The 25,686-nt window shown below is 52.6% G+C and carries 26 protein-coding genes; 11 read left to right on the top strand and 15 right to left on the bottom strand.

The genetic code is table 11. The features are described from left to right. Window positions 1–230: 230 nt before the first annotated feature. Window positions 231–707, top strand: a complete 477-nt coding sequence (locus R0140_RS24970) for an FxsA family protein (protein WP_012543133.1) — start codon at window positions 231–233, stop codon at window positions 705–707. A 50-nt stretch (window positions 708–757) separates the two neighbouring features. Here R0140_RS24970 and yjeH read toward each other — a convergent pair whose 3' ends face one another. After that, complete coding sequence (gene yjeH, locus R0140_RS24965) at window positions 758–2,008, bottom strand: L-methionine/branched-chain amino acid transporter (protein ID WP_012543132.1); 1,251 nt, start codon at window positions 2,006–2,008, stop codon at window positions 758–760. Window positions 2,009–2,240: 232 nt separating this feature from the next. Here yjeH and R0140_RS24960 point away from each other — a divergent pair, with 232 nt between their 5' ends. The 3 genes from R0140_RS24960 to R0140_RS24950 all read left to right on the top strand — a co-directional run bounded on the left by R0140_RS24960 (window position 2,241) and on the right by R0140_RS24950 (window position 4,832). Beyond that, complete coding sequence (locus R0140_RS24960) at window positions 2,241–2,534, top strand: co-chaperone GroES (RefSeq protein WP_003855929.1); 294 nt, start codon at window positions 2,241–2,243, stop codon at window positions 2,532–2,534. Between the two features lie 37 nt (window positions 2,535–2,571). Next, window positions 2,572–4,218, top strand: coding sequence for a chaperonin GroEL (gene groL / locus R0140_RS24955; protein ID WP_008807218.1), 1,647 nt, complete (start codon window positions 2,572–2,574; stop codon window positions 4,216–4,218). Between the two features lie 260 nt (window positions 4,219–4,478). After that, the gene (locus R0140_RS24950) at window positions 4,479–4,832 is read left to right on the top strand and encodes a DUF4156 domain-containing protein (protein ID WP_004152419.1); all 354 of its coding nucleotides are present in this window, start codon (window positions 4,479–4,481) and stop codon (window positions 4,830–4,832) included. A 54-nt stretch (window positions 4,833–4,886) separates the two neighbouring features. Here the strand turns inward: R0140_RS24950 and yjeJ are convergent, their stop codons facing one another. The 8 genes from yjeJ to R0140_RS24910 form a co-directional block, all read right to left on the bottom strand. Beyond that, window positions 4,887–5,750, bottom strand: a complete 864-nt coding sequence (yjeJ, locus tag R0140_RS24945; RefSeq protein WP_032741350.1) for a YjeJ family protein — start codon at window positions 5,748–5,750, stop codon at window positions 4,887–4,889. A gap of 13 nt (window positions 5,751–5,763) precedes the next feature. Continuing rightward, complete coding sequence (locus R0140_RS24940) at window positions 5,764–7,887, bottom strand: peptidase domain-containing ABC transporter (RefSeq protein WP_032741352.1); 2,124 nt, start codon at window positions 7,885–7,887, stop codon at window positions 5,764–5,766. Continuing rightward, the gene (locus R0140_RS24935) at window positions 7,880–9,166 is read right to left on the bottom strand and encodes an HlyD family secretion protein (RefSeq protein ID WP_110222364.1); all 1,287 of its coding nucleotides are present in this window, start codon (window positions 9,164–9,166) and stop codon (window positions 7,880–7,882) included. Before R0140_RS24935 ends, R0140_RS24940 begins: the two co-directional genes overlap by 8 nt. 81 nt (window positions 9,167–9,247) lie before the next feature. After that, a complete protein-coding gene (locus R0140_RS24930; protein WP_032741355.1) occupies window positions 9,248–9,619 on the bottom strand; it encodes a hypothetical protein in 372 nt (123 codons plus the stop codon). A 316-nt stretch (window positions 9,620–9,935) separates the two neighbouring features. Then, window positions 9,936–10,970, bottom strand: a complete 1,035-nt coding sequence (locus tag R0140_RS24925; RefSeq protein WP_032741356.1) for a fimbrial protein — start codon at window positions 10,968–10,970, stop codon at window positions 9,936–9,938. Window positions 10,971–10,992: 22 nt separating this feature from the next. Further along, on the bottom strand, window positions 10,993–13,536 hold the full coding sequence (locus tag R0140_RS24920; protein WP_023296915.1) for a fimbria/pilus outer membrane usher protein: 2,544 nt from the start codon (window positions 13,534–13,536) through the stop codon (window positions 10,993–10,995). 35 nt (window positions 13,537–13,571) lie between these two features. Continuing rightward, window positions 13,572–14,258 (bottom strand): fimbrial biogenesis chaperone, encoded by a 687-nt coding sequence (locus R0140_RS24915; RefSeq protein WP_032741358.1) that lies wholly within the window; start codon window positions 14,256–14,258, stop codon window positions 13,572–13,574. Window positions 14,259–14,316: 58 nt separating this feature from the next. Further along, complete coding sequence (locus R0140_RS24910; RefSeq protein WP_016160141.1) at window positions 14,317–14,880, bottom strand: fimbrial protein; 564 nt, start codon at window positions 14,878–14,880, stop codon at window positions 14,317–14,319. A 478-nt stretch (window positions 14,881–15,358) separates the two neighbouring features. Here R0140_RS24910 and R0140_RS24905 point away from each other — a divergent pair, with 478 nt between their 5' ends. Continuing rightward, window positions 15,359–16,003, top strand: coding sequence for a winged helix-turn-helix domain-containing protein (locus R0140_RS24905; protein ID WP_022064649.1), 645 nt, complete (start codon window positions 15,359–15,361; stop codon window positions 16,001–16,003). Window positions 16,004–16,163: 160 nt separating this feature from the next. Here the strand turns inward: R0140_RS24905 and epmB are convergent, their stop codons facing one another. After that, entirely contained in the window at window positions 16,164–17,192 is a 1,029-nt protein-coding gene (epmB, locus tag R0140_RS24900) for an EF-P beta-lysylation protein EpmB (protein ID WP_008807210.1), read from the bottom strand. Between the two features lie 41 nt (window positions 17,193–17,233). Between epmB and efp the strand changes: the two genes are divergently transcribed. The 4 genes from efp (at window position 17,234) to sugE (ending at window position 18,770) form a co-directional block, all read left to right on the top strand. Beyond that, window positions 17,234–17,800, top strand: a complete 567-nt coding sequence (gene efp / locus R0140_RS24895; RefSeq protein ID WP_002885506.1) for an elongation factor P — start codon at window positions 17,234–17,236, stop codon at window positions 17,798–17,800. Window positions 17,801–17,873: 73 nt separating this feature from the next. Then, window positions 17,874–18,005, top strand: coding sequence for an entericidin A/B family lipoprotein (locus R0140_RS24890; protein ID WP_002885511.1), 132 nt, complete (start codon window positions 17,874–17,876; stop codon window positions 18,003–18,005). Between the two features lie 158 nt (window positions 18,006–18,163). Further along, window positions 18,164–18,310, top strand: coding sequence for a lipoprotein toxin entericidin B (ecnB, locus tag R0140_RS24885; protein WP_004206423.1), 147 nt, complete (start codon window positions 18,164–18,166; stop codon window positions 18,308–18,310). A gap of 142 nt (window positions 18,311–18,452) precedes the next feature. After that, window positions 18,453–18,770 carry a quaternary ammonium compound efflux SMR transporter SugE gene (gene sugE, locus R0140_RS24880; protein ID WP_008807209.1) on the top strand — a complete coding sequence of 106 codons (318 nt, stop codon included), beginning with the start codon at window positions 18,453–18,455 and terminating at the stop codon, window positions 18,768–18,770. Here the strand turns inward: sugE and R0140_RS24875 are convergent. The 5 genes from R0140_RS24875 to frdA all read right to left on the bottom strand — a co-directional run bounded on the left by R0140_RS24875 (window position 18,767) and on the right by frdA (window position 22,707). After that, window positions 18,767–19,300 carry a lipocalin family protein gene (locus tag R0140_RS24875; RefSeq protein WP_012969121.1) on the bottom strand — a complete coding sequence of 178 codons (534 nt, stop codon included), beginning with the start codon at window positions 19,298–19,300 and terminating at the stop codon, window positions 18,767–18,769. The two genes, sugE and R0140_RS24875, sit on opposite strands and share 4 nt — an antisense overlap. A gap of 113 nt (window positions 19,301–19,413) precedes the next feature. Continuing rightward, complete coding sequence (frdD, locus tag R0140_RS24870) at window positions 19,414–19,773, bottom strand: fumarate reductase subunit FrdD (protein ID WP_002885526.1); 360 nt, start codon at window positions 19,771–19,773, stop codon at window positions 19,414–19,416. Between the two features lie 10 nt (window positions 19,774–19,783). Next, the gene (gene frdC, locus R0140_RS24865; protein WP_023339441.1) at window positions 19,784–20,179 is read right to left on the bottom strand and encodes a fumarate reductase subunit FrdC; all 396 of its coding nucleotides are present in this window, start codon (window positions 20,177–20,179) and stop codon (window positions 19,784–19,786) included. Between the two features lie 10 nt (window positions 20,180–20,189). Beyond that, complete coding sequence (gene frdB, locus R0140_RS24860; RefSeq protein ID WP_004177729.1) at window positions 20,190–20,924, bottom strand: fumarate reductase iron-sulfur protein; 735 nt, start codon at window positions 20,922–20,924, stop codon at window positions 20,190–20,192. Beyond that, on the bottom strand, window positions 20,917–22,707 hold the full coding sequence (gene frdA, locus R0140_RS24855; RefSeq protein ID WP_022064646.1) for a fumarate reductase (quinol) flavoprotein subunit: 1,791 nt from the start codon (window positions 22,705–22,707) through the stop codon (window positions 20,917–20,919). Before frdA ends, frdB begins: the two co-directional genes overlap by 8 nt. Window positions 22,708–22,982: 275 nt before the next feature. Between frdA and epmA the strand changes: the two genes are divergently transcribed. Together epmA and yjeM are read left to right on the top strand one after the other, a co-directional pair. Then, entirely contained in the window at window positions 22,983–23,960 is a 978-nt protein-coding gene (gene epmA / locus R0140_RS24850; RefSeq protein WP_008807206.1) for an elongation factor P--(R)-beta-lysine ligase, read from the top strand. Window positions 23,961–24,148: 188 nt separating this feature from the next. Further along, window positions 24,149–25,651 (top strand): glutamate/gamma-aminobutyrate family transporter YjeM, encoded by a 1,503-nt coding sequence (gene yjeM, locus R0140_RS24845; protein ID WP_012543119.1) that lies wholly within the window; start codon window positions 24,149–24,151, stop codon window positions 25,649–25,651. The last annotated feature ends 35 nt before the right edge of the window (window positions 25,652–25,686 follow it).

Below are 25,686 nucleotides of genomic sequence, written 5' to 3'. Positions count from 1 at the left end.
AGATCATATGCTGATGATAGCGAATATCAGTAAGCTTGATCACTTATTACATCGCGGGTGTGAGAAGATTTATTAATCTGTGAAATGGGTCACCGCTTTCCTATTGCTGGAAAAAATAAGCATTTCCGCTGATTGAAAAGCCGCGCAGCATCCCCATCTTAGAGGGATGCGATCAGCAAATTGATGATTACGGGGGCTGAGCTCAGCGCCCGTTGATGAAGGAGACGCCGGTGCGTTGGATTCCGTTTATTGCCTTTTTTCTTTACGTTTACATTGAGATATCGATCTTTATCCAGGTCGCGCACGTGCTGGGCGTCTTTATGACCCTAATCCTGGTGATCTTTAGCTCGGTGGTAGGGATGTCGCTGGTGCGTAACCAGGGCTTCAAAAATTTCCTGCTGATGCAGCAGAAGATGGCCGCAGGCGAGAGCCCGGCGGCGGAGATGATCAAGAGCGTTTCACTGATTATTGCCGGTCTGCTGCTGTTGCTCCCGGGGTTCTTTACCGACTTCCTTGGCCTGCTGCTATTGCTGCCGCCAGTGCAGAAGCACCTGACGATGAAGCTGATGCCGCATCTGCGCTTCAGCCGGATGCCGGGCGGCGGCTTTAGCGCCGGAACTGGCGGCGGTGAGACCTTCGAAGGGGAATTCCAGCGTAAGGATGAGCAGCGCGATCGTCTGGACCATAAGGACGATCCCCGCGATTAATACACGCCCGGCCCGGTCAGCAAATGCGACCGGCCGGTTTCTTTCCTGGCTTACACGCTACCTGTCGCCAGCTTGCGCCTGGGTAAAAACAGCCACAGCCCCGCCAGCATCACCAGCGCGTACAGACTCTTCCAGCCGACCATCGCCAGCAGCAGCAGACAGAGAATACTGCCCACCACCGCCAATAGCCGATAGCGCCCGCGCAGCAAACGACAGCCGGCCAGCATGCACAGCAGATAGATCATGATGAAAATGCCGTTGGCATAGACGATCAGCGCGTCCAGGTTGATATCGAGCAAATAGATACACAGGGTGCTGACCACGCAGGAGCCCAGCACGGCGTTGAGGGCATTGCGCGGGATCTGCCGTGGCGACAGCCGTGCGAGGTAGCTTTCGGGCTTATGCTGCGCCTGCGACCAGACCAGGCGGGCGAAGCTTTGAATATAGATGTTGAGGCTTGCGAAACAGGCGAGATAGCCGATGACGCAGGCCACCCACAGCGCTTCGACGCCGAACAGACGGACCACGATGTTCGGTAGTGACGCCGCCGCCGCCATCTCCTCGCCAAAGGCGTGGAAGTGCAGCACCAGCACGGTACAGGCCCAGTAGACCGAACCGGCAAGCAGCAGGCCTATCATCAGCGCCCTGGGGAAGTCACGCTCGGGATGTTTAAACTCCGAGGCCAGGTGAGCAAAAGCTTCCAGACCGACAAAGCACCAGAACATGACCGATAGCGCGGAGAAGAGCTGACCATGGTCGATCTCCGTCAGGGCGGGGAAGGGGATCTGCGCCGGGCTTATCCCGCCACGCCACCAGACGGCGACGATCAGCGCCACAATCAGCACGGCAACCAGCGTCTGCAGGTTGGCGCTGGAGCTGGCGCCACGCGAACCGATCCACCAGACGATGGCCAGGGTGCCCAGCTCCGCCAACAGTAGCTGCGCATCATGCCAGCCGAACAGCGCCTGGCCGAAGCCGGTGGCGATGTGCAGCGCGGCGGGGAGTCCGACCGGGATAACGGATAAAAACAGCCAGCCGGTGACGCTGGCCAGACGTGGGCCAAATGCCATATCGACAAAGTGGGCCACGCCGCCCGCGCTGGGAAAATGGCGGCCCAGCAGGGCAAAGACGATGGCAATCGGGAAAACAAGGAGAATGAGCAGCGGCCATGCCCACAGACTGTTATCGCCAGCGACCAGCGCCGCCAGCGCCGGGACGGCGAAGACGCCGGTACCCAGCAATGAGGTGGAAAGTAATCCGACTCCCTGTCCCAGTCCCAACTCCTGTTTTAAACCACTCATGATTCCATCCTGCGCCAGTGAAAAAAAAGAGAGTATCACAATCGCTTTTCCTTATGACGCATTGGCCGATAGCGCTGCTTTTTGCGCACTAGCGCAAAGGTAAAAATTTTTTTTGATTTTGCCCTTGAAGCGGGAAATGGCCACCCCCATCTCTCTCTGCACTAGCCGGTAAACCGCGTTCGGCCCGGCGTCACCCATAACTGATAATGACTTTCTCGAAGGAGAGCTATCAATGAGTATTCGTCCGTTACATGATCGTGTGATCGTCAAACGTAAAGAAGTTGAAACCAAATCTGCAGGCGGCATCGTTCTGACCGGTTCTGCGGCAGCTAAATCAACTCGTGGCGAAATCATCGCTGTCGGTAAAGGCCGCATTCTGGAAAACGGAACTGTGCAGCCGCTGGACGTTAAAGTTGGTGACATCGTGATTTTCAACGATGGCTACGGCGTGAAGTCTGAGAAGATCGACAACGAAGAAGTGCTGATCATGTCCGAAAGCGACATCCTGGCAATTGTTGAAGCGTAATTCGCACGACCCTGAACGAATTTGAGGAATAAAAGAAATGGCAGCAAAAGACGTAAAATTCGGTAACGACGCTCGTGTAAAAATGCTGCGCGGCGTAAACGTACTGGCAGATGCAGTTAAAGTGACCCTGGGCCCGAAAGGCCGCAACGTGGTTCTGGACAAATCCTTCGGCGCGCCGACCATCACTAAAGATGGCGTTTCCGTTGCTCGTGAAATCGAACTGGAAGACAAGTTCGAAAACATGGGTGCGCAGATGGTGAAAGAAGTTGCCTCTAAAGCGAACGACGCGGCAGGCGACGGTACCACCACCGCAACCGTGCTGGCTCAGGCTATCGTGAACGAAGGCCTGAAAGCTGTTGCAGCAGGCATGAACCCGATGGATCTGAAACGTGGTATCGACAAAGCTGTCATTGCCGCCGTTGAAGAACTGAAAGCGCTGTCCGTACCGTGCTCTGACTCTAAAGCGATTGCTCAGGTTGGTACCATCTCCGCTAACTCCGACGAAACCGTCGGTAAACTGATCGCGGAAGCGATGGATAAAGTTGGTAAAGAAGGCGTGATCACCGTTGAAGACGGTACCGGTCTGGAAGACGAACTGGACGTAGTTGAAGGTATGCAGTTCGACCGCGGCTACCTGTCTCCGTACTTCATCAACAAGCCGGACACCGGTGCCGTTGAGCTGGAAAGCCCGTTCATCCTGCTGGCTGATAAAAAAATCTCCAACATCCGCGAAATGCTGCCGGTTCTGGAAGCCGTAGCGAAAGCGGGCAAACCGCTGGTTATCATCGCTGAAGACGTTGAAGGCGAAGCACTGGCGACCCTGGTGGTTAACACCATGCGCGGCATCGTTAAAGTGGCTGCGGTGAAAGCACCGGGCTTCGGCGACCGTCGTAAAGCCATGCTGCAGGATATCGCTACCCTGACTGGCGGTACCGTTATCTCTGAAGAGATCGGTATGGAGCTGGAAAAAGCGACTCTGGAAGATCTGGGCCAGGCGAAACGCGTGGTTATCAACAAAGACACCACCACCATCATCGATGGCGTTGGCGAAGAGTCTGCAATCCAGGGCCGTGTAGCTCAGATCCGTAAGCAGATCGAAGAAGCGACCTCCGATTACGACCGTGAAAAACTGCAGGAACGTGTCGCTAAACTGGCTGGCGGCGTGGCAGTAATCAAAGTCGGTGCGGCTACCGAAGTTGAAATGAAAGAGAAAAAAGCACGCGTCGACGACGCCCTGCACGCAACCCGTGCTGCGGTTGAAGAAGGCGTGGTGGCTGGCGGCGGCGTAGCGCTGGTTCGCGTTGCGGCGAAACTCGCTGGCCTGACCGGTCAGAACGAAGATCAGAACGTCGGTATCAAAGTTGCGCTGCGCGCAATGGAAGCACCGCTGCGTCAGATCGTGTCCAACGCCGGTGAAGAGCCGTCTGTTGTTGCTAACAACGTGAAAGCTGGCGACGGTAACTACGGTTACAACGCAGCAACTGAAGAATACGGCAACATGATCGACTTCGGTATCCTGGACCCAACCAAAGTGACCCGTTCTGCTCTGCAGTACGCGGCATCCGTGGCTGGTCTGATGATCACCACCGAGTGCATGGTGACCGACCTGCCGAAAGGCGACGCGCCTGATTTAGGTGCTGCTGGCGGCATGGGCGGCATGGGCGGTATGGGCGGCATGATGTAATCGTGCGCTCTACGGCATAAAAAAGCAGAAACCCCTGGCCAGCAATGGCTGGGGGTTTTTCTTTTGGCGCGCTTTTTAGTATAAGGCTTATACATAAAAATCATTTAAGCTGCATCAGAGCGGCAAGCACCTCCGTTTCGGGCGTGAACTGACAAGCGCGACCGGGGAGGAAATGAACGCGGCTCATGCCGACGCAGTTTGAAGGATGACAGATTTACATCCGGGCCAGTGCGTCCAGCTCATCGATCATGGGGAATAACATGCAGGTAAAATATTTAGCAGGGATTGTCGGCGCAGCCTTACTGTTGGCAGGTTGCAGTTCCAGCAATGAATTAACCTCTGCCGGCCAGAATGTGCGCTTCGTGCAGGAGAAGCCGGGCGCAGAGTGTCAGCTGTTAGGGACCGCGACGGGTAAACAGAGCAACTGGCTCTCCGGCCAGAATGGCGATGAGGGTGGTTCCATGCGCGGTGCGGCGAACGCTCTGCGTAACCAAGCGGCAGCGATGGGCGGCAACGTGATTTACGGCGTCAGCAGCCCGACGCAGAATCTGCTGTCGAGCTTTGTACCTACCGACAGCGAAATGAACGGCCAGGTTTATAAGTGCCCGAACTGATGCGTGACGCCTCTCTCTGCGAGCGCGGAGAGAGGCGTGGTCGCTAGATGAGGATCAGGCGCTAAGCTCCGCTTTCTTCTCCAGATAGAAGGCGTGCAGAGGACGCAGGCACTCTTCCAGACTGAGCATTCTTCCCGGTTGGGAAGGGATAATGGTACTAAAGATCTGGCATGGCGCCAGCTCCGCGTGCATCGCCTTGAGCTTGGGGCTTTTCTCGATAATCCGCGTCACGACGTTGTTTTCCAGCTCCGACAAATGCGGCGCACTGGTTTTGACTACCGCACCGGAGACAATTTTCTTCCCTTCCTCCGTCTCGCAGCAGTACAGTACGCCCAGGTAATGGGAAAACAGGTTCAACTTCCACTCTTCCTGAGGATACTGCTGGTAATCAATATTTGGCTGAGTGGTTAAGTCCACGGCATAGCACATTAAAAAATCCATATTTGAACTTAAGTATTGAATAACTGCTTGGTCATTCACTGTTTTCAACGCTTGTTGAATACCTGCGAGTAATGCCTCTACCTGCCTGTCTTCAATACATAATGTGCAGATTTGCTCATTCTGGAGAACCAGAATGAGAGTCGATTCAGTCTCGCCTGGTTTAAGAGTAATCGACATAATACGCCGCTCAGGATTCGGCTGCTGAATCTCCGCCATCTCTACGGCAGGGATGTTAGCGATCAGCGATTCATTATAAGCGATAAGCTCTTCTTTACAGGTTTCCCCTTTTTCGTGTAATCGCTTATACGTCGCAAGCAGACGGTTTTGAAGTATGAGAAGAAGATCGTGTAGTATGGGCGCTTGCAGATAATATTGCTGACAGAGCCCATTCGGCTGCTTTATTTTTAACAGCAGCGCCAGAAATCGATCTTCAAAGGTAATACCTGCGGTATTAAATCCAATAAACGTTCCTTGCATTATTTTCTCCTTTTTAAGCAGGCGCCAAGGTTTTCGACTGTGACAGGTCGATAACGCGATCGGCGGAGGCAATCGTCGATGGCCGGTGGGCGACAATAATTCTTGTAATACTAAGTGATGAGATGGACTGATTTATGACCGACTCATTGTTTAAGTCAAGATGGCTGGTTGCCTCATCCATAAACAGAATGCTTGGTTTACGATACAGCGCTCGGGCAATTAGAATACGCTGTTTTTGTCCACCGGAGATCCCCAGTCCCAGTTCGCCGACTATGGTTTCATAGCCCATCGGCATCTTCATGATCTCATCATGAATATTGCAACGTTTGGCGCATTCCATTACAAAATCAAGGTCGGCGTTGTCCTGAAAGCCGCTGATATTATCGATAAGCGATCCGGAAAAGAGGCGGTCTTCCTGCAGTACACAGGCGGTGCCAAGTCGATAATTATTAATACCAATTTTAGTGATATCAAGATTATCCGCTAAAACATCGCCACTGGTTGGTGAAAGCAGACCACACATCACTTTTAACAGCGTGGTTTTACCAACGCCTGAAGGACCGACCAGGGCCACGGATTCTCCTGGCTCAACCGTGATATTTAAATTTGAAAAAATCGGCTGAGAAAATGGATCATATTGATAACAGAGGTTTTTGACCTCCAGTTTGGCGCCTGAATCCGGAGAAAATACTTCTCGCGCGGGGAGCTCTTTTTCCGGCTCGCTAAAGACGATCTCTGACAGACGTTCGTTATGTAAAGAGAGCATTCGCAGTTGCATACACAAATCGACCAGGCTGGAGGCGCGCTGCGAGAATTGTCCACGGTAGGCGTTAAATGCCATAAACATACCGAGGGTCATATTATTATCAATAACCATGATGGCACCCAGCCAGAGGACTGCGACCTGATCGATAGCGGTAATGAAAGTGTTCACTCCTCCAAACATCATATCAAAGCGGGTTTGCTTAATACCGGCGTTGCAGGCTTCGATATTAATATTGAGCCAGTGCTGCGAACGACGTTCTTTAAGATTTAGCGCTTTGATGGTTGAGATGCCGTACAGAGATTCCATAAAGTGCGAGCTGGAGCGGGCACCTTTAATCACTTGCTCTTCAGTTACACGGCGATAAAACCGATAGGTTGCCAGGCGCATAATCGCATAGCATAGGGTAAAACCAACGACCACCCAGGTCAGCCAGCCGCCGTACAGCGTCAGCATGATCAGCAGGCCAATAGTCATGATCGAGTCGATAATGCCGCTGACAATACTATTCGTAAACGTCGAGCGTATCGTATCCAGGGAGGAGAAACGTGATTGAATATCTCCAAGATGACGTTTTTCGAAAAACGATAGCGGCAGACTCGTCAGATGATCGAAAAGGGTGGTTTTCCACTGAATATTCGTTAGCGTGTTCAGCGTCAGTGAGGTCCAGGCACGCAGCATACTGATGAAAGTGCGAAATAGCGTAAAAAAGACCAGACCGATACAGATGACCGACAGCAGGCTTTCGTCATGCGCCATAATGACGTGGTCAGTGACTAGTTGGGTGCCTATCGGTAGCAGTAAGCCAATCGCTTCAACGACAACGGAGAAGGCAAATATTTTCAGCAACACTGATTTTAAGCCGACAATATTGCGCATCAGATCTAACAAGCGCAGGCGAGACTTGGCTTTTTCCTGCTGGAAATTCTGATCGGGCCAGAGCTCTAAGGCGATGCCCGTAAAATAATTGGACATCTCCTGATTACCAATGATGCGCTTGCCTAGCGCTGGGTCGTGCACCACAAAGCTGGATTTGCGGACTTTGGTCAACACCACATAGTGGTTCATCCCCCAGTGCAGCACGCAGGGGAGTTTAAGCTGGCGAATCTCGTCAAGGTCTAATGACAGCGCCCGGCTTTTTAAACCAGCATGCTCCGCCGTTTTGCTCAAGGACATCAGCGTGACGCCCTGCGAAGGGCTGCCATAACGCTGGCGGAAATTGAACAGATCAATGTCCAGACCATAGTGGCCGCAAACCATAGCCAGGCAGGCGATTCCACACTCAGCGGCTTCCGATTGTAAGATAACGGGGGTTTTCTTCAGGAGAGAAAAGTTAACTTTTGCGATGATCTTTTCAAACAGTTCGTTATTCATTGACAGGGCCGCTCACACTTTGAGAAATCTTATAAACAGGGGTAAACATCCACATATAAAGCGGGCGCTCTTCAAGAAAGACGACGGCTTGTGCCTTAAGACCATTAGATAAACGCAACGTTTTACCATTGTGTTTGAACTCTTTATCTTTAATTTTCACAATTGCTTTATAAAGTGCCAGTTCCTGTTGTGCGGTACCATCGCCAACGTTAGTGTATTCAGACATTTCCTGTCGGGATGCCGGCATGGAAGATATGGAGAGAATCGTCCCGGGAAATTGGCCAAATTTATCCGAAGGAAATGCATCATATCTTATATTGATCGGATCACCGACTTTAAGATAAGGGATGGCATTATTCGGTAACCAAAGGATAAGATAGTATTCTACATTTCCTGTGGGTTTAATCTGCGCCAGGCTGCTGCCGTTTTCAACGGTCTGGCCTTGCGTTGCCGATAAAGACTCAATTCTACCATCGCTGGTCGCTTTAATAACCAGATTGCCGTTAGCATTGGATTCAACCAGCTGGTTTTTATAGTCATTAGCCTGGTTATACTGGCTGGAAATCTGGTTATCAAAGTCTGCAGCTTTTGTAACCCTGTCACTATTTAACTGGGTGATCTGTGATTCCAGTTGCATCTTTTGACTTACCAGCGACTGATAAGCACTCTGTTGCTGAAAGTATAAAGAGTGTTGGTAGTTATATTGATCCTTGGTGATGAGTCCATCGCTAAGGTATTTATCGTAGCTTGCAAGGTTAGCATGCATTTTTTTGAGTCCGGCCTGGGTGTTTTGTAACATCCGGTTGGTCTCTTTCAACGAATCGGTTGATGTTTTTAATTGTGCGTTTAACGCGTTAATCGTCTGGTTTTTATTATCAACCAGTTTTTTGATAATATCATTGGAGTTTTCAATTTTTTCGTTGATAGCTTCAATTTGTGCAGCGCTAACGTTACCGCTGGAGGTGTTGCGGGATACATCTATCTCATACAGCGGTTGGCCTTTCTTAACAAGATCGCCAATCTGTACATATTGCTTAATAACAAAGCCCTGTTGTGGAGAGAAAACGTTAATAGAATGAGGTAGCGTGATCACCTCACCTTTAACGTCTATACGTTGTGTGAATTTGCAAAATACTATTGCTGTTATTAACGCAATTAGAAACAGAGCGGACAATAAGGTCACGGCCCACGCAGGTAATCCGGCTAGCAATAATGCTTTACCTCTCCAGTGGTGCCTTTTATATTCAATCGCTTCCTTGCGATAGAGTTTATTATTCATGTTTTGCTTTTACTAAGTTGGCTTGTTTTAACTAAGGAAAAACAAAGGCCTAAAAGGCCTTTGTTTTGGTGAATATAACTCTTAGTATGACGGCCAAGGTGTAAAGGTGCCATCAAGACCTGAATCAATGAGATCTTTTAAATAATTAATACACTCATCCCAACCGATTGATGCAGCACCCACAGCCCCACCAACTGCGCCGACTGCCATACCAGCAAACAGACCTACCAGGTTTCCGAATAAACCAAAGCCCAGAAGCCCGCCATTAGTACCGCCCAGGGTGCCACCGATACTGGCGCCGATTGCCCCTACAACTACTGCGCCAAGGAAGGCACTACCTACGGCTTCAACGGCATTTCCCAGTAATGAGGTTACACCTGCTGAAAGTGAAGAAAAGTCCCAGCTATATCCGCCAGAGATCTCTTCCATTTCAAAAACAGTTAATTGTTTCATTAGCATTATTCCCTTAAATATTATATGGGTTGAAATTACGGGTCGATGTAATCGCCCGGTGCAGAACAATAGGAGGAAAAACCGGATTTATCAACAATATCTTTATGAATTATATGTGAATTAAGATAGGTCGATTTAATTTCATATATTATTTTGATCGGCGATGTCATCATAAAAGATGAAGTACTTTTCCGGGGTAGTACTTTAAAAACTATCATATAGGTATATTCATATTAAAGTGAGAAGGTGTGGAGGCAAGTTGCCCTTGCTTTTTGGGGGCATGTACGCCCCCAGACAAGACTATTGGAGAGGTTAATCAATCTTCCTGAATAACAACTTCCATCATTCCTTTTACAAGTCCAAGTGTGACATCGGCGCTACTATCGCTTTGCCGATAATAATCGGCAGTTAAATTGATGGTTTTATTGAGGTCATTGCTGTTATTTATCTTGTAATAGTAGCTATCGGTATCGTAGAAAGTAACAGGGCTACCCGATAGCTTGAATATGACTCCTACCTTATTGGCTGCGCCTGTTCCGGTAAGCATATTGTCGACAATACCATCACCTGAAGCACTAATCCCGCCAATTGGGTTGAACCAGTAGGTCACCGTGTTACCTACTGAATCATTCGGGCAGCTAATATTCATTGCAATGGTCTTCTGCGCTGGCGTTGTTGCCCCGCGAGCCAGTGACATGAGTTGTCCTTTGTCGATGCGATTCAACGTGACCTGCGATCGAGGCGTAGAGATGTTACAGGATGTGGTACGATAGTTAATGTTTTTAATTGTGATTGAACTTACTTCATATAATAATCTATCACTAGCGCTAGGGTTGGTTAGCAAATTTCCCACAGAGAAGGAAACTGATGGGTTTGAGGTGGACTTAGTGCTGGTATCAATTACGGTCTTTGTTTTAATTAACCATACCGTAATAAACTTATAGTTGTTTTCAGATGAGCTCGAAATGGGAACCACCGTTGAGCCCGCCTCAGCGGCTACCAGAGAACCGTTCTTACTACGTAATAAATCTGAGACCTGAAACCCAATTCCATCTATCCCTGTCTCATATACCGGACCACCCTGAATACCCGTGACACCTGGAACCACAGCAGCACCGATATCAATAATGTATTGGTCATTGGTGTTTTTATTACAAGTGAACGTTTTATATGAGCCTGTGCCAAATTTACGAGTATATAATACGGAACCCACAGGGATAGAAGTATCCGTGGGGATTTTAACATTATTTAGCGTTAGCCCCTGACGTTGGACGGAGCCACCGTATGTGCACTTAGCAGCTGCTTCACCACCCAGCATCAGCAATGTTATTAGGATAAAAATTCTTTTCATCAATATATTCCCCTATGGATGACTAACGGCAAACCGCTTCGATTTGACTGATGCCAGTCGCTTTGCCTTCCCTGGCCGGTAAAGTAAATGAAGCATTGCACTGCTGCGCGGCGCTTTTGCCCCACTGAACGTTAAGGATCCCGGTCTGCTGCAAGCCGGACATATAGACCATGCCCGCGTCGCTGACGATGCTTGGCTGCGATTTACTATTTCCGGCGAGCAGGACCATTGCGCCATAAGGTACGTCCTGACCATTGGCGGTTTTCAGATGCACAAAGGCCCGCTGGCCGATATTGCCGTCATAACTTGCACGCACGATGGCACCGCGCGTCGGAACAACGCTCTTCGTGGTTTCTGGCAGTTCCATATCTTCACCAAGGGTGGTGCTGTCCAGTGTGATATCGGTGCGACGATAAGGCGTAACGTACGGGACAATAGCGTAACCGCGATAGTCGGTGGAGATGGTGTTATCGTTGGCCAGTCTGACGTTATCCAGCCCTGGTGCTTTAATCAGCACGGCAGCGTCGGTGATGTCCTGGCCAAGCGTGATGCCATCGGCATGGGCAAGAATGCTGCCGTTGGCGCCGTAGTCAATACGTTGGCTGTTATTGTCATAGCTGTAGCCGGCATTAACGCTGCCGCGGGCGCCGTTATAAGTCCCGCGCATATCGCCGCTGTAGTATTCCCGGTTGCTGTAACCTTGCTGCAGGCTCCACTCGAGGCTGTCGTTATCCAGCCCAACTCCCCCTATGGATACCGACTGATCGGTGGATCCTGGATTGCTGTTGGTTAACTGATAGCTGGTATAGGTACCCGGCAGCCAGTTGCTCAGCGGCAGGGTCACCGTCAGGGTGATGCGTTGATCGTCCTGGGCGTCTTTACCGGAGCTATCCCCGCTCCAGGTGTAACGGTTATAGCTATAGCCCAGATAGTAGTTCACATTGCGGAAGCCGCCGTTGTACCCCACGCTGATCGACTTGTTGGTGCGCTTATCGTCCCAGTAATCTTCAATTAACCCACTAACGGACAGGCTACCCAGGCCTTTACCCAGGCTTTGGTTAACCGTCAGGTTGGTACGGTTACGCAGCGAACGCGGGCTATAGTTGCCGTCATTAGAGTAGCTATCCAGCACCTCGGAGAGGGTATTAAACCCGCGGGTGGAATAGCGGTAACCCGCGATGGTGACGTTAGTGCCGGTTTCGACGATGTTTTTCCCGTAACGTACGCGCCAGGACTGCCCGGAGGTCTTTTCATCGTCTTTCATTTTCGACCAGGCTTGGGTGACGTCTGCCGAGGCGGCGCCTAGCTCGCCGAGGTTATAGCCGAGACCCGTCGATAGCGCCTGGTAGCGCGAGGCCGCCTGCATGCCGCCATATACTGTCAGGCTGCTGGAGACGCCGTAGGTCGCGGTAGCCTGAGTAAATGGCGTTTCATCGACTCCACCATCGTAAGGACGATATTTACCGGAAGTAATCTCATACTCCAGTTGATTTTCACGCACCATGACCGGCAGGGTGGCGAACGGCACAACAAATTCTTGCTTGGATCCGTCGGACTCTTCCACGCTGACGTAAAGGTCGCCGCTACCGCCGCTCGGGTACATATCGGTGATTTCAAATGCCCCGGGCGCCACGTAGGTCTGGTAAACCTGGTAGCCGTTCTGTTTAATGACGACGCGGGCGTTGGTTTTGGCGATACCGCGAATAATCGGCGCATAGCCGCGCATACTTTCCGGCAACATCGTGGTATCGGTGGCCAGCTGAATACCGGTAAACGGCACGCTGTCGAAGATGGTTGAGAGTGAAGAGCTCTCACCCATCACCAGGTTACTGTTGATCGGGCGGATGCTGCGTTGCATATAGAGATAGGCGGAATCCCAGTCCCCGGCATCGCCATTGTTTTTATTCCAGGTGCTGAGGTTGCGGATACGCCATGGGCCAACGTTGAGGCCAGACTGCAGGTTCAGGCTGTAGTATTCATCATTGGCCTGCATGTCGTTCGAGCCGCTGAACTGGTAGTTCACCAGCAGGGCGTTGATGCCATCATCAAACTGATCCGGTGGAATATATCCCTGCGCGGTGGTGGATAAGGCCGCCTGCGGAATAGAGATATTTAAGCGCTGGGCGGTGAAGTCAAAGTCCGCTTTGGTGTCCGGAATGACAGAAAAGTTTGCACAGCCGTTTTGATCCTCGGCTAATTCTGGAAAGGCTTTTATCCTTACGCCATATTCCGCCAGTGCTTTTAGACTCAGGCAGGGAACCAGAGCGGGTTCGCGGTTATCGCTGCTGGCACGATTGTTGGCGACAAACTTTATCGTCCTGGTATCCAGGTAGCGGCCATTAAACATGATATCGACCCGATAATCCCCCGGCGCCTGCGCGTTCTGGGTCTGAAATACGGATAAGTCAGGAGTGGTTGATGGATCGCTACCATTCAATGAGCTAATGAATGAGGGATCGAAAAAGTCACGTGCTTGCGCTTTATTATTCAAACCAGAAAGCAATGCCGGAAGCATTGCAAGGAAGATGGTGGATAGTTTGAATAATCCATTATTCTTATTTGGCATAGACACATCCCTATAATGATAAAATAAATTTCTTATTACAGCGATGAGGAGTAGAGCGACCCAGCTCCGCCATAATCATTGACAACTTTCCAGGTAATACTGGAGGCATTAATATTTTCTTTTAACGTCACTTCTTTAGTCGTCATCGGGGCGACCGAGTTGACTTCCGGCTTCACTTCTTTGCTGCCAATCTGGATGCTATGGAAATAGAAGAAAAAGGGCGTTGGATTTTTGATCGTCAGCTTAGTGCCAGATTTTCGCCATTCGAGCTTTTTCGCTTCCGCATTAGGGGAGAGGTCGAAAAGTGCTTTAGGGCGATAGACCAGACGCATGCGGTGACGGACTGCCAGTTGAATGGTGTTGTTATTCGCTTTGGCATCATCTGCCGGAGGAATCGCCATGACGTTAAAATAGTACATGGATTCCCGGTCGGTCGGCGCATTAACGTTTCCGTTAGAAAACAGACGAACCGTATTCTGTTGTTTCCCTTCAAGGCGGAACAGCGGCGGTGTGGCCATAAAAGAGGGCGCTTTTCCTGCCGGCGCTTCAACCCAGGATTTAATCAGATAGGGAATATCATCTTTATTTTCTATTTGCGCGGTGATTTCACGTGCGCCTTCTTTATACAGATAGCGGGTGGATTCCACTACAATACCGGCATGGGCAATACTGCTGAGGAGTAATGCACAGGAAGCGGTGAAAGTTAATAAAGTCCTGAACATGTTTTTTCTCTGAATGCAAAAAAGGGCCCGCCGTGAAGCGGGGCCCTTTGGGGAAAAATTAGATGGTGTAATCGATAGTAAAGGTCGCAACACCTTTAACCGGGCCTTCGGTTACCGGAGTAGCAGAGTTCACTTTTACATAACCAGTGGTGTACTTCAGCTGAGTACCGGTAGTAGCAGAGTAGCTTTCGGTCATGGTGTCAGAACCGTCGAAGGCTACGCGATGGGAATCGCTGAGACGCTGGATACCGATACCGATACCGGTAGCGCCGCCAGCTGCGGTGTTGTCCAGGATGGTTTTATCGCTGGAGGTGATACCGGCAACGTTTACAGTCAGGCCAGTAACCGGGTTAGCGCTGCCCTGTGCGCAGTCAGTAACTTTAAAACCGAAGTCCTGAGTTTTGAACAGAGTACCTGCCGCTTCAGCATTTGCTTCCGCAGTGGTCACAGTGATCAGCTGAACGATACCGTTGTTCAGGGTACCCGTCGGAGTCACGACGCAAGAGTTAGCTGCATCAGAGACTTCACCCAGTACAGTTACCTGAGCAGTGTTAGTTGCCATTGCCTGAGCACTCAGCACTGCAGATGCAGCGACCATTACAGCTACGATTGTCTTTTTCATTTAATTAATCCATATATAGATACTTAGTCCTGTGTAGAGTCGATAACAGTTATCAAGGGAATGGAGTATGCATTCGCATTGATATTGAAAATAAGCGCCAGCATTCCTTTATATAGTGCTGAGACTAATCATCCTGTTGAACAACGCTACCATATCGCTTGCCATAGCGAACCATGGGAAAGCGGGAGTAATTTAAAAGCATGGTGCAAAAAATGCTTGTGAATTCTTTATGAAATGCCTCTGAATTTAATGCTTTTATAGTAGATTGAGATGCTGCCATTATTTGAGGTGAATTTAATCTGAAAATGCGGGGGCTAAACAAGATAACTGTCGCATATTGATTTATCTCCTGTATTCTGTGTGGCGCCGGTCAATGTGAACTAAACTCGTTCCTTTTTGAAATGATAATGTTCATAGACCATGTTGGCTGAACTAATTAGAATTTATTATGGATAATGGTTTTTCGTGGGGCAGGGATATGGATAACGCTGCGTTATTTAATGGGTGTATGATTAATCATGAAGTTATCTTTAATGCAAATATGAATGAGCTGCGGCCGCTTTCAGGTGACGGAGAGTGTGTCAGCCTCAATGCGCCCACTGCCAGATGCTTGCTGTTACTCTTGCAGAATAGCGGTAAAGTGATTTCGCGGGATGAATTTCTGGCTGCTGTTTGGGAAACCCGGGGAGTGGTGGTGTCACAAAATACGTTCTATCAAAATATCTCTTTGCTGCGAAAATCATTGCTCAAAGCGGGGCTGTCGGCGGATATCATTATCACCGTCAGGCAAAAAGGGTTTAGCGTCGCGCCAGATACCCTGATCATCCCTCTCTCTGATGAAGAGTGCGAGAATATGAATCGGGCGACATTAACGCATTATCAAAATAATAAGGTTGCCGACGTTACTGCCGAGAGCAAAGGTCATTCTGACGATCACGTAGTTATTCCATTAACAGAAAGCTTAGCGATTCAGGGCAATGAGTTGATAGAGAATAAAGTGGAGATACCAGAAAAACAATCGGAACGATTACAGGTAACTTTTAAAATGCCCACCTGGTTAATCGCGCTGATTGTAGTGATGATTGTGATTAATATCGTGGTGCTGGTGGTGCTTCACCGTTAGCTTGTCGCAATAGGGGGTTATCACGTAATGCGATAGCTGACAGCTGACAGCTGACAGCTGACAGCTGACAGCTGATAGCTGTTTACCTAATCCTCTGGCAAGAAATGGCTTCACATGGTTTGTCTGCCAGAGCGTCCTGGCAGACAAGTGAATCTGACGTTTATCGCTGCTTCAGCCCTAAATCCAGCGGCGTCTTGCTGGGTTCCCCGCCGATCTCGCGCGCCAGCTTCGGCACCATGTAGCCGGAGATGAGGGTCAATAGTTCACGCATGATTTCACGGGCTTCATCATCGCTAACCATGAAGTGCGCCGCCCCTTGCACCCGATCCAGCACGTGCAGGTAGTAGGGCATTACCCCGGCGTCAAACAGCGCATTGCTGAGGTCGGCCAGGGTTTGCGCGTTGTCGTTCACCCCGCGCAGCAGCACGCTCTGGTTGAGCAACGTGACGCCCGCCTGACGCAGCATGGCCATCGCCGCGCGGAACTCATCGTCAATTTCATTGGCGTGGTTGACGTGGTTAACCAGGATTACCTGCAGCGACGAACGCTGGAAGCGGCTGGCCAGCGTCTCGGTGATGCGCGCCGGGATCACAATTGGCAGGCGGCTGTGAATACGCAGACGCTTAACGTGCGGAATAGCTTCCAGCTGGGTCATCAGCCAGTCAAGCTCATGGTCCTTTGCCATCAGCGGGTCGCCGCCGGAGAAGATGATTTCATCAAGCTGCGGATGCGCTGCGATGTAGTCCATTGCCGTCTGCCAGTTGCGCCTGGTGCCCTGATTTTCGGCGTATGGGAAGTGGCGGCGGAAGCAGTAACGACAATTTACCGCACAACCGCCTTTCACCAGTAGCAGTGCCCGGTTGTGATATTTGTGCAACAAGCCGGGCACCACGCTGTGCTGTTCTTCCAGCGGATCGGTGGAGTATCCGGGGGCGACGATAAACTCTTCCTCGGCGGTAAGTACCTGACGAAGCAGCGGATCGTTAGGGTTGCCTTTCTCCATGCGGGCGATAAACGCGCGCGGGACGCGCAGCGGGAACAGGCGTCTGGCCTCGCGTCCGGCCAGCAGTTTTTCATCAGCGTCTACATTTAAAAGACGCAGCAGTTCATCAGGACTGGTCACAACATTGGCAAGTTGCGTTATCCAATCTTCTCTGGATGGGGTATTTAGGGTTACAATATGCGCCATTTTGTGGCTTAGCTACCAGTTAAACAATTTCAGAGGGCCTTATGGCGACTTACTATAGCAACGATTTTCGTGCTGGTCTTAAAATCATGTTAGATGGCGAACCTTATGCGGTAGAAGCCAGCGAATTCGTTAAACCAGGTAAAGGCCAGGCGTTTGCGCGCGTTAAACTGCGCCGCCTGCTGACTGGCACCCGTGTTGAGAAAACCTTCAAATCTACCGATTCGGCAGAAGGCGCGGACGTTGTCGATATGAACCTGACTTACCTGTATAACGACGGTGAGTTCTGGCACTTCATGAACAACGAAACTTTCGAACAGCTGTCTGCTGACGCGAAAGCGATCGGTGACAACGCTAAATGGCTGCTGGATCAGGCTGAGTGCATCGTGACCCTGTGGAACGGCCAGCCGATCGCGGTCACCCCGCCGAACTTCGTTGAGCTGGAAATCATTGAAACCGATCCAGGTCTGAAAGGCGACACCGCGGGTACTGGCGGTAAACCAGCGACCCTGTCTACTGGCGCCGTGGTTAAAGTTCCGCTGTTCGTCCAGATTGGCGAAGTGATCAAAGTGGATACTCGCTCTGGCGAATACGTATCCCGCGTGAAATAATTTCGCGTCATGATGACTGGCGCAGCCTCCGTGCTGCGCCGCTCTTTACGCACAGGTACGACGAACACGAGACATGAAGCGCAGCGTAAAACTTCTGGTGTTACTGTTTCTGAGCAGCGCGTTACTGGCTGGCTGCAACACCGCCCGCGGAGTGGGTGAAGATATTCAGGGCCTGGGCCACGCCATCTCTCACGCCGTGAGCTAAATTTCCTTCCGTTTTGCTAGTGGCGGTTGCCTCCTGGCGCGCCAGCTTCCTCCACGAATATTCCTTTTCTCTTAAAAATCGCAAAGATCCCTTCATCTGTGGACGGTTTGTCTATGCTTATAGGGCATGAAAACAAAACTGACACTAAGGATGACATTATGGTGAAAAAAACGATTGCAGCGTTCTTTACGGTTTTGGTCCTCTCTTCAGCACTGACTGCTTGTAACACTACGCGCGGAGTGGGTCAGGATATTTCAGAAGGCGGCAGCGCAATCTCTGGTGCGGCAACCAAAGCTCAGCAATAACGCCGTCGACGGTACGGTTTTACGCCGTACCGTTCTTCACTTCCCCCATCCTGTTGGATATACTCACTGCGACTTTTCATCCACCTTACGGGACGACCCGTAAGCGTTTCTCATCCGGGGACGGCCCCAGCAAAGGAGCCTTATGTCCTGGATAGTCTTATTTATCGCTGGTCTGCTGGAAGTGGTATGGGCCGTCGGCCTGAAATATACCCATGGCTTTAGCCGGCTGGTTCCCAGCGTCATCACCATCGTGGCGATGGTCGTCAGCATGGCGCTGCTTTCGTGGGCGATGAAAACCCTGCCGGTGGGAACTGCTTACGCCGTCTGGACCGGAATCGGCGCTGTGGGCGCCGCCGTGACCGGTATTGTGCTGTTGGGTGAATCCGCCAGCGCTATGCGTATCGCCAGTCTCGCCTGCATCGTGGTCGGCATCATTGGCCTGAAGATTAGCGCGCACTAGTTGTAGCGCTGATTGACCCAGATCAGTTTGCTGACATCAAAGCCCTGCCGGGTAGCAATATCCAGCATCTGCTGCCTGACCTCCGGAGCGATGGTGGGTGCCCGCGCCAGTAACCAGAGATAGTCGCGATCGGGTCCGCAGACCAGCGCGTAACGATACTCCTTATCCAGCGCAATGACGTTATAGCTGCCGTAGAAAGGGCCGAAGAAGGAGATCTTCAACGCGGCGCGGCTGGGCTCCCCGGTAAAGTACGCCACTCCGTCCGTTTTCTGCCACATACCGCGGTCGGGGTTATAGCCTTTATTGACCACGTCCAGGCCGCCGTCATCGCGTGGGTGCCAGGCGATCGTGACCTTTTCCAGACCGCTTTCAAAAGGGTGGTCAAAGCGGGCGATTTCATACCAGGTACCCAGATAGCGCTGAACGTCGAAGGGACTGACCACGGTGATGCCCGGCGGCGGGGTGGGCGTGCTGCAGGCGACAGACAGGAACGAGACGGCAATCGCGGTGATTATCGGCAGGATACGCATGGCATGCTCCTTGCTGGCTTTTAAGCTAAGTGTAGAGTCCAGCAGGGAAAAGGCGGCAAGATTTTTACATGAAGCGAGCCCGGTAGCAGAAATGCGACCGGGCTCTTGCAGGATCAGATAAACAGTACGCCAACGAGGGTGATGACGCTGAGGATTGCCGCCAGGCCGTAGAAGACCCACTTACCGTTGGGTACATGGATTTTCAGGTCGTGCATGGCGTGGTGAATACGGTGTAGACCGCACCACAGCGGCAGAACAATCATCAGAAAGATGAATGCGCGGCCGATAAAGCTTTGGGCAAAAGCCAGCACGCGCTCATAGCTGAAGGCGTCTGCCGGGGCGAGCCCCAGCGGCAGCAAGATGCCGACCAGCAGCACCATCACCGGCGCGACGATCGCGCCCCACATGCCGCCTGCGCCAAACAGCCCCCAGAATACGGGTTCATCGGAACGTTTCGGATTGGGATTAATCATCTCAGCCTCCTTACCAGAACAGGGCGACAAACAGGATCACCACAGTGACCACCGCCGTTACCACCCAGAGCCCTTTAATGACCGGCTCTGGCCCCATTTTTTCGCCTTTGATGATGACGCTGGCGGCTTTCGGCGCCAGCTCAAACCAGGTTTTGGTGTGTAGCAGCGCCGCCGCCAGGGTAATCAGATTGAGGATCACCACCACCGGGTTTTGCAGGAATCCGATATATCCCGCCCAGCTTTCGGCGCCGTGCTTGAGGGCAAACAGCCCGTAAATCAGCACAATGCTAAACCATACTGTCGGTACCGCTGTCCCTTCCCGCACCATGTAGAAGCGATAAAACGGCAGCTTTTTCCACCAGGTGGAGGTCATTGGCCGCACGTAGGGTTTGCGTTTCGTCGTCATAATGCACTCCTTAGCGTGGTTTCAGGGTGGCGATAAGAAAGTCTTTCGAGCTTTCCACCTTGCCCTGCTGGATCGCGGCCGCCGGGTCGACGTGCTTCGGACACACTTCCGAGCAGTAGCCCACGAAAGTACAGGTCCAGACGCCGTTCTGTCCGTTAAGCTGCGCCATACGTTCCTTTTTGCCGTGGTCGCGGCTGTCTTCGTTGTAGCGGTGGGCGAGGGTGATCGCCGCCGGGCCGATAAATTCCGGATTCAGGCCGAACTGCGGGCAGGCGGCATAGCACAGCCCGCAGTTGATGCAGCCGGAGAACTGATGGTATTTGGCCATCTGGGCTGGCGTCTGCTTGTTTGGCCCCTGGTCCGGCGTGCGGTTATTGCCGATGATATACGGCTTAATGGCCTCCAGACTTTCGATAAAGTGGGTCATATCCACCACCAGATCGCGTTCGATCGGGAAGTTGGCCAGCGCCTCAACTTTGATGCCTTTGGTGTAATCGCGCAGGAACGTTTTGCAGGCCAGCTTCGGCACTTTGTTGACCATCATGCCGCAGGAGCCGCAGATCGCCATCCGGCAGGACCAGCGGTAGCTCAGGTCTGGCGCCAGGTTGTCTTTGATGTAGCCCAGGGCGTCCAGCAGCGAGGTCTGCTCATCATAGGGCACGTCATAGAATGCGCTATGCGGTGCGGTGTCGACCTCCGGGTTGTAGCGCACCACTTCGACTTTCAGGTTTTTCATCTCAGCCATGGGTGGTCTCCTTCTTCTCAGCCGCTTCCGCTTCGGCGCCATAGACACGTTTTGCCGGTGGCAGCGTGGTGATCTTCACGTCGCCATATTCCAGACGGGTGGTGCCATCGGCCTCGCGGAAGGCGAGGGTGTGCTTGAGGAAGTTGACGTCGTCGCGCTCGGTACAGCCCTCATCCAGACGCTGGTGCGCACCGCGCGATTCTTTTCGGGCGATGGCCGAGTGCGCCATACATTCGGCAACGTTCAGGCCGTGTCCCAGTTCAATGGTGTACAGCAGGTCGGTGTTGAACACGCTGGAGTTGTCGGTAATGCGCACGCGCTTGAAGCGCTCCTGCAGCTCAGCCAGCTTATCGATAGTTTTCTGCATCAGCTCCGGCGTACGGTAGATGCCGCAGCCTTCCTCCATCGACAGCCCCATTTCGTCGCGGATTTTCGCCCAGTTTTCGTTACCTTGCTGGTTAACGAGATTTTTCAGCCGTTGCTCTACATCGGCGGCCTGTGCATCCAGTGCGGCACTATTTGCCTCAGTCGTCTGTGCGGCGCGCTGCATAGCCTGTTCCCCGGCCAGGCGGCCGAAGACCACCAGCTCGGCCAGCGAGTTGGAACCCAGACGGTTGGCGCCGTGCAGACCGACGGACGAGCATTCGCCCACGGCAAACAGCCCTTTGATCCGGGTTTCGCACTGCTGATCGGTTTCGATACCGCCCATGGTGTAGTGCGCGGTCGGGCGCACCGGGATCGGCTCTTTCACCGGGTCGACGCCGACGTAGGCTTTCGCCAGTTCACAGATAAACGGCAGACGCTCCAGCAGTTTTTTCTCGCCGAGGTGGCGGAGATCGAGGTAGACCACGTCGCCGCGCGGCGTCGGGATGGTGTTCCCTTTCCGCCATTCGTGCCAGAAGGCCTGGGACACTTTGTCGCGTGGACCCAGCTCCATATATTTGTTCTTCGGTTCGCCGAGCGGGGTTTCCGGGCCCATGCCGTAATCCTGCAGGTAGCGATAGCCGTTTTTGTTGACCAGAATCCCGCCTTCACCGCGGCAGCCTTCGGTCATCAGGATCCCGGAGCCCGGCAGGCCGGTCGGGTGATACTGAACAAATTCCATATCGCGCAGCGGCACGCCATGGCCCAGCGCCATACCCATACCATCACCAGTAACGATGCCGCCGTTGGTGTTGTAGCGATAGACGCGCCCGGCGCCGCCGGTAGCCAGCACGACCGCGTTAGCGCGGATCTGCACCAGGGTGCCTTCCATCATATTCATCGCCACCAGGCCGCGGGCCTGCCCGTCATCGACCAGCAGGTCAAGGACGAAATGTTCATCAAAGCGCTGAATTTGGGGAAACTGAAGGGAGGTCTGGAAGAGAGTATGTAGCATGTGGAAGCCGGTTTTATCGGCGGCAAACCAGGTGCGTTCGATTTTCATCCCACCGAAGCGCCGGACGTTGACGCTGCCGTCGGGGCGGCGGCTCCACGGGCATCCCCACTGTTCCAGCTGGGTCATTTCCGTTGGGCAGTGATGAACGAAATAGTCGACGACATCCTGCTCGCACAGCCAGTCGCCTCCGGCGACGGTGTCGTGAAAATGGTACTCAAAGCTATCGTGATCCTGGGCAACGGCTGCGGACCCCCCTTCTGCAGCGACCGTATGGCTGCGCATCGGATAGACTTTAGAAATCAGGGCAATTTTGGCATTGGGGTTGGCCTGGGCGGCGGCGATAGCGGCGCGTAGGCCTGCTCCGCCAGCACCAATTACGGCGAGATCGGCTTGAAAAGTTTGCACGACATTCCTCCAGTTTTAGTGTATTTCGCCGCCGGGCTGGCGAAAAAGTATCACTGCTCCTTTATAGGTACAGGAGTATAGCCGTAGGGTCAGTAAGGAAAATTGACGTGTTCGATTTTTTTATCGATATGTGCGGTTATTTATCAGTGATATTTATGCATTCAGGTTAACGATAGATTAATGGCATGTAATCTGCCGGGGATTGCACAAAATTTGTTTCACTCGCCGGTTGCGAGTAGACTTCGTGCCCTTAATTTGCAATCGGAGAAAGTACCATGAGCGAGACGGCAACCTGGCAGCCGAGCGCACCCATTCCCAATCTGTTGAAACGCGCGGCGGTGATGGCGGAAATCCGCCGTTTCTTTACCGATCGCGGCGTGCTGGAGGTGGAGACGCCTTGCATGAGTCAGGCGACGGTAACGGATATTCATTTGTTCCCGTTCGAAACCCGTTTCGTCGGCCCGGGCCATTCACAGGGACTCAATTTGTACCTGATGACCAGTCCGGAATACCATATGAAGCGCCTGCTGGCGGCGGGCTGCGGTCCGGTTTTCCAGTTGTGTCGCAGCTTTCGTAATGAAGAGATGGGCCGGCATCACAACCCGGAATTCACCATGCTGGAGTGGTATCGTCCGTGCTATGACATGTATCGCCTGATCAACGAGGTGGACGACCTGCTGCAGCAGGTTCTGGAGTGTCAGCCAGCGGAAAGCCTCTCCTATCAGCAGGCGTTCCAGCGTCATCTGGATATTGATCCGCTCTCTGCTGATAAAACGCAGTTGCGTGAAGTCGCGGCGAAGCTGGATTTAAGCAATATCGCCGATACTGAAGAAGATCGCGACACGCTGCTGCAACTGTTGTTCACCATGGGCGTGGAGCCGCACATCGGTAAAGATCGGCCGACGTTTATCTATCATTTCCCGGCCACCCAGGCCTCGTTAGCGCAGATCAGCCCGGAAGATCATCGGGTCGCTGAGCGCTTCGAGGTTTACTACAAAGGTATTGAGCTGGCGAATGGTTTCCACGAGCTGACCGATGCCCGCGAACAGCGTCTGCGATTCGAGCAGGACAACCGCAAACGCGCCGCGCGCGGCCTTCCGCAGCAGCCTATCGATAACAACCTGCTGGCGGCACTAGAGGCGGGCCTGCCGGACTGCTCCGGCGTGGCGCTGGGCGTTGACCGTGTGGTGATGCTGGCGCTGGGTGCCGAAAGCATCGGCGAGGTGATCGCCTTTACGGTCGACCGCGCCTGATGGCGCTGTCACCTCCTGCCGCCTTAGAGCGGGGGAGGTGACAGACCCGCCCTGACCGATCCTCCCTCACGCTATCCCGGTTTTCGCCCGAATACCCACAATCTCCTTCCGTGCTTTTGCTACTATCCGCGCTCATTTTTTGAGGCCAGGCGTTGCCTGTTGGGTGATGCCCACGTTTGGATAGATTTATGCATCAACAATTCAAGAAGATGAGCCTGATTGGGCTGATTCTGATGATCTTCACTTCGGTGTTTGGCTTTGCCAACAGCCCGTCGGCGTTTTATCTGATGGGCTACAGCGCGATGCCGTTTTATCTTTTTTCCGCCCTCTTTTTCTTTATTCCGTTCGCGCTGATGATGGCGGAGATGGGATCGGCTTATCGTCGCGAAGAGGGCGGGATCTATTCCTGGATGAACCACAGCGTCGGGCCGCGCTTTGCTTTCATCGGCACCTTTATGTGGTTTGCGTCGTACGTGGTGTGGATGGTGAGTACGGCGGCTAAAATTTGGGTGCCGTTATCCACCTTTTTGTTTGGCGCGGACAAAACCCAGACCTGGGCGCTGGCTAGCCTGACCCCGACGCAGACGGTGGGCATTCTGGCAGCCTGCTGGATGGGTGTCGTGACCTTTATTGCCGTCAAAGGGATCAATAAAATCGCCAAAATCACCGCCGTCGGCGGCATCGCGGTGATGGGGCTTAACCTGGTGCTACTGCTGGTGAGTGGGGCGATCCTCCTGCTCAACGGCGGCCATTTCGCCCAACCGTTAAACTTCACCCTTTCACCTAATCCCGGGTATCAGTCGGGCATGGCGATGCTGTCGTTTGTGGTATTTGCCATCTTTGCCTATGGCGGAATTGAGGCGGTCGGCGGCTTAGTGGATAAGACTGATAAGCCGGAAAAGAACTTTGCCAAAGGTATTATCATCGCGGCGATCGTTATCTCGGTCGGTTACTCGCTGGCGATTGTGCTGTGGGGCGTGAGCGCCAACTGGCAGCAGGTGCTTGGCGCGCGTTCGACCAACCTCGGCAACATCACCTATGTGCTGATGACCAGCCTTGGGACGACGCTCGGCCAGGCTCTGCACCTGACGCCAGAGTCGGCGGCCCTGACCGGAGTCTGGTTCGCCCGTATTACGGGCCTGTCGATGTTTCTCGCTTACACCGGCGCGTTCTTCACCCTCAGCTATTCGCCCCTGAAAGCGATTATCCAGGGCACGCCAAAAGCGCTCTGGCCGTCGGTGATGACCCGTCTCAACGTCAACGGCATGCCCGCCGCGGCGATGTGGCTGCAGTGCCTGCTGGTCGGGGTGTTTATTGTGCTGGTGTCGTTCGGCGGGGATAGCGCTTCGGCGTTTTATAACAAGCTGACGCTGATGGCCAATGTCTCCATGACCTTGCCCTACCTGTTCCTGACCATCGCCTTCCCGTTCTTCAAGGCGAAAACGCATCTCGACCGGCCGTTCGTGATTTTCAAAAACCGTTCGTCGACGCTGCTGGCGACCGGCGTGGTGCTGCTGGTGGTGACCTTCGCCAATATCTTCACCATTATCCAACCCGTCATCGACAGCGGGGACTGGAACAGTACCCTGTGGATGGTCGGTGGGCCGATCTTCTTCTCACTGCTGGCGCTGGGGATCTACGAAAGCTACCGTCGGCGCATGGCGTCCGGCGCGCTGGTGATGGAGAGTTAAAGAACCTGCCCGGCGGTGCCGCCGGGCAGGGGATG

The organism is Klebsiella sp. w6, assembly GCF_033100215.1.
GTDB lineage: Bacteria > Pseudomonadota > Gammaproteobacteria > Enterobacterales > Enterobacteriaceae > Klebsiella > Klebsiella variicola.
The sequence above is the reverse complement of the archived record's forward strand: the minus strand, read 5'-3'. Positions and strand labels throughout refer to the sequence as shown.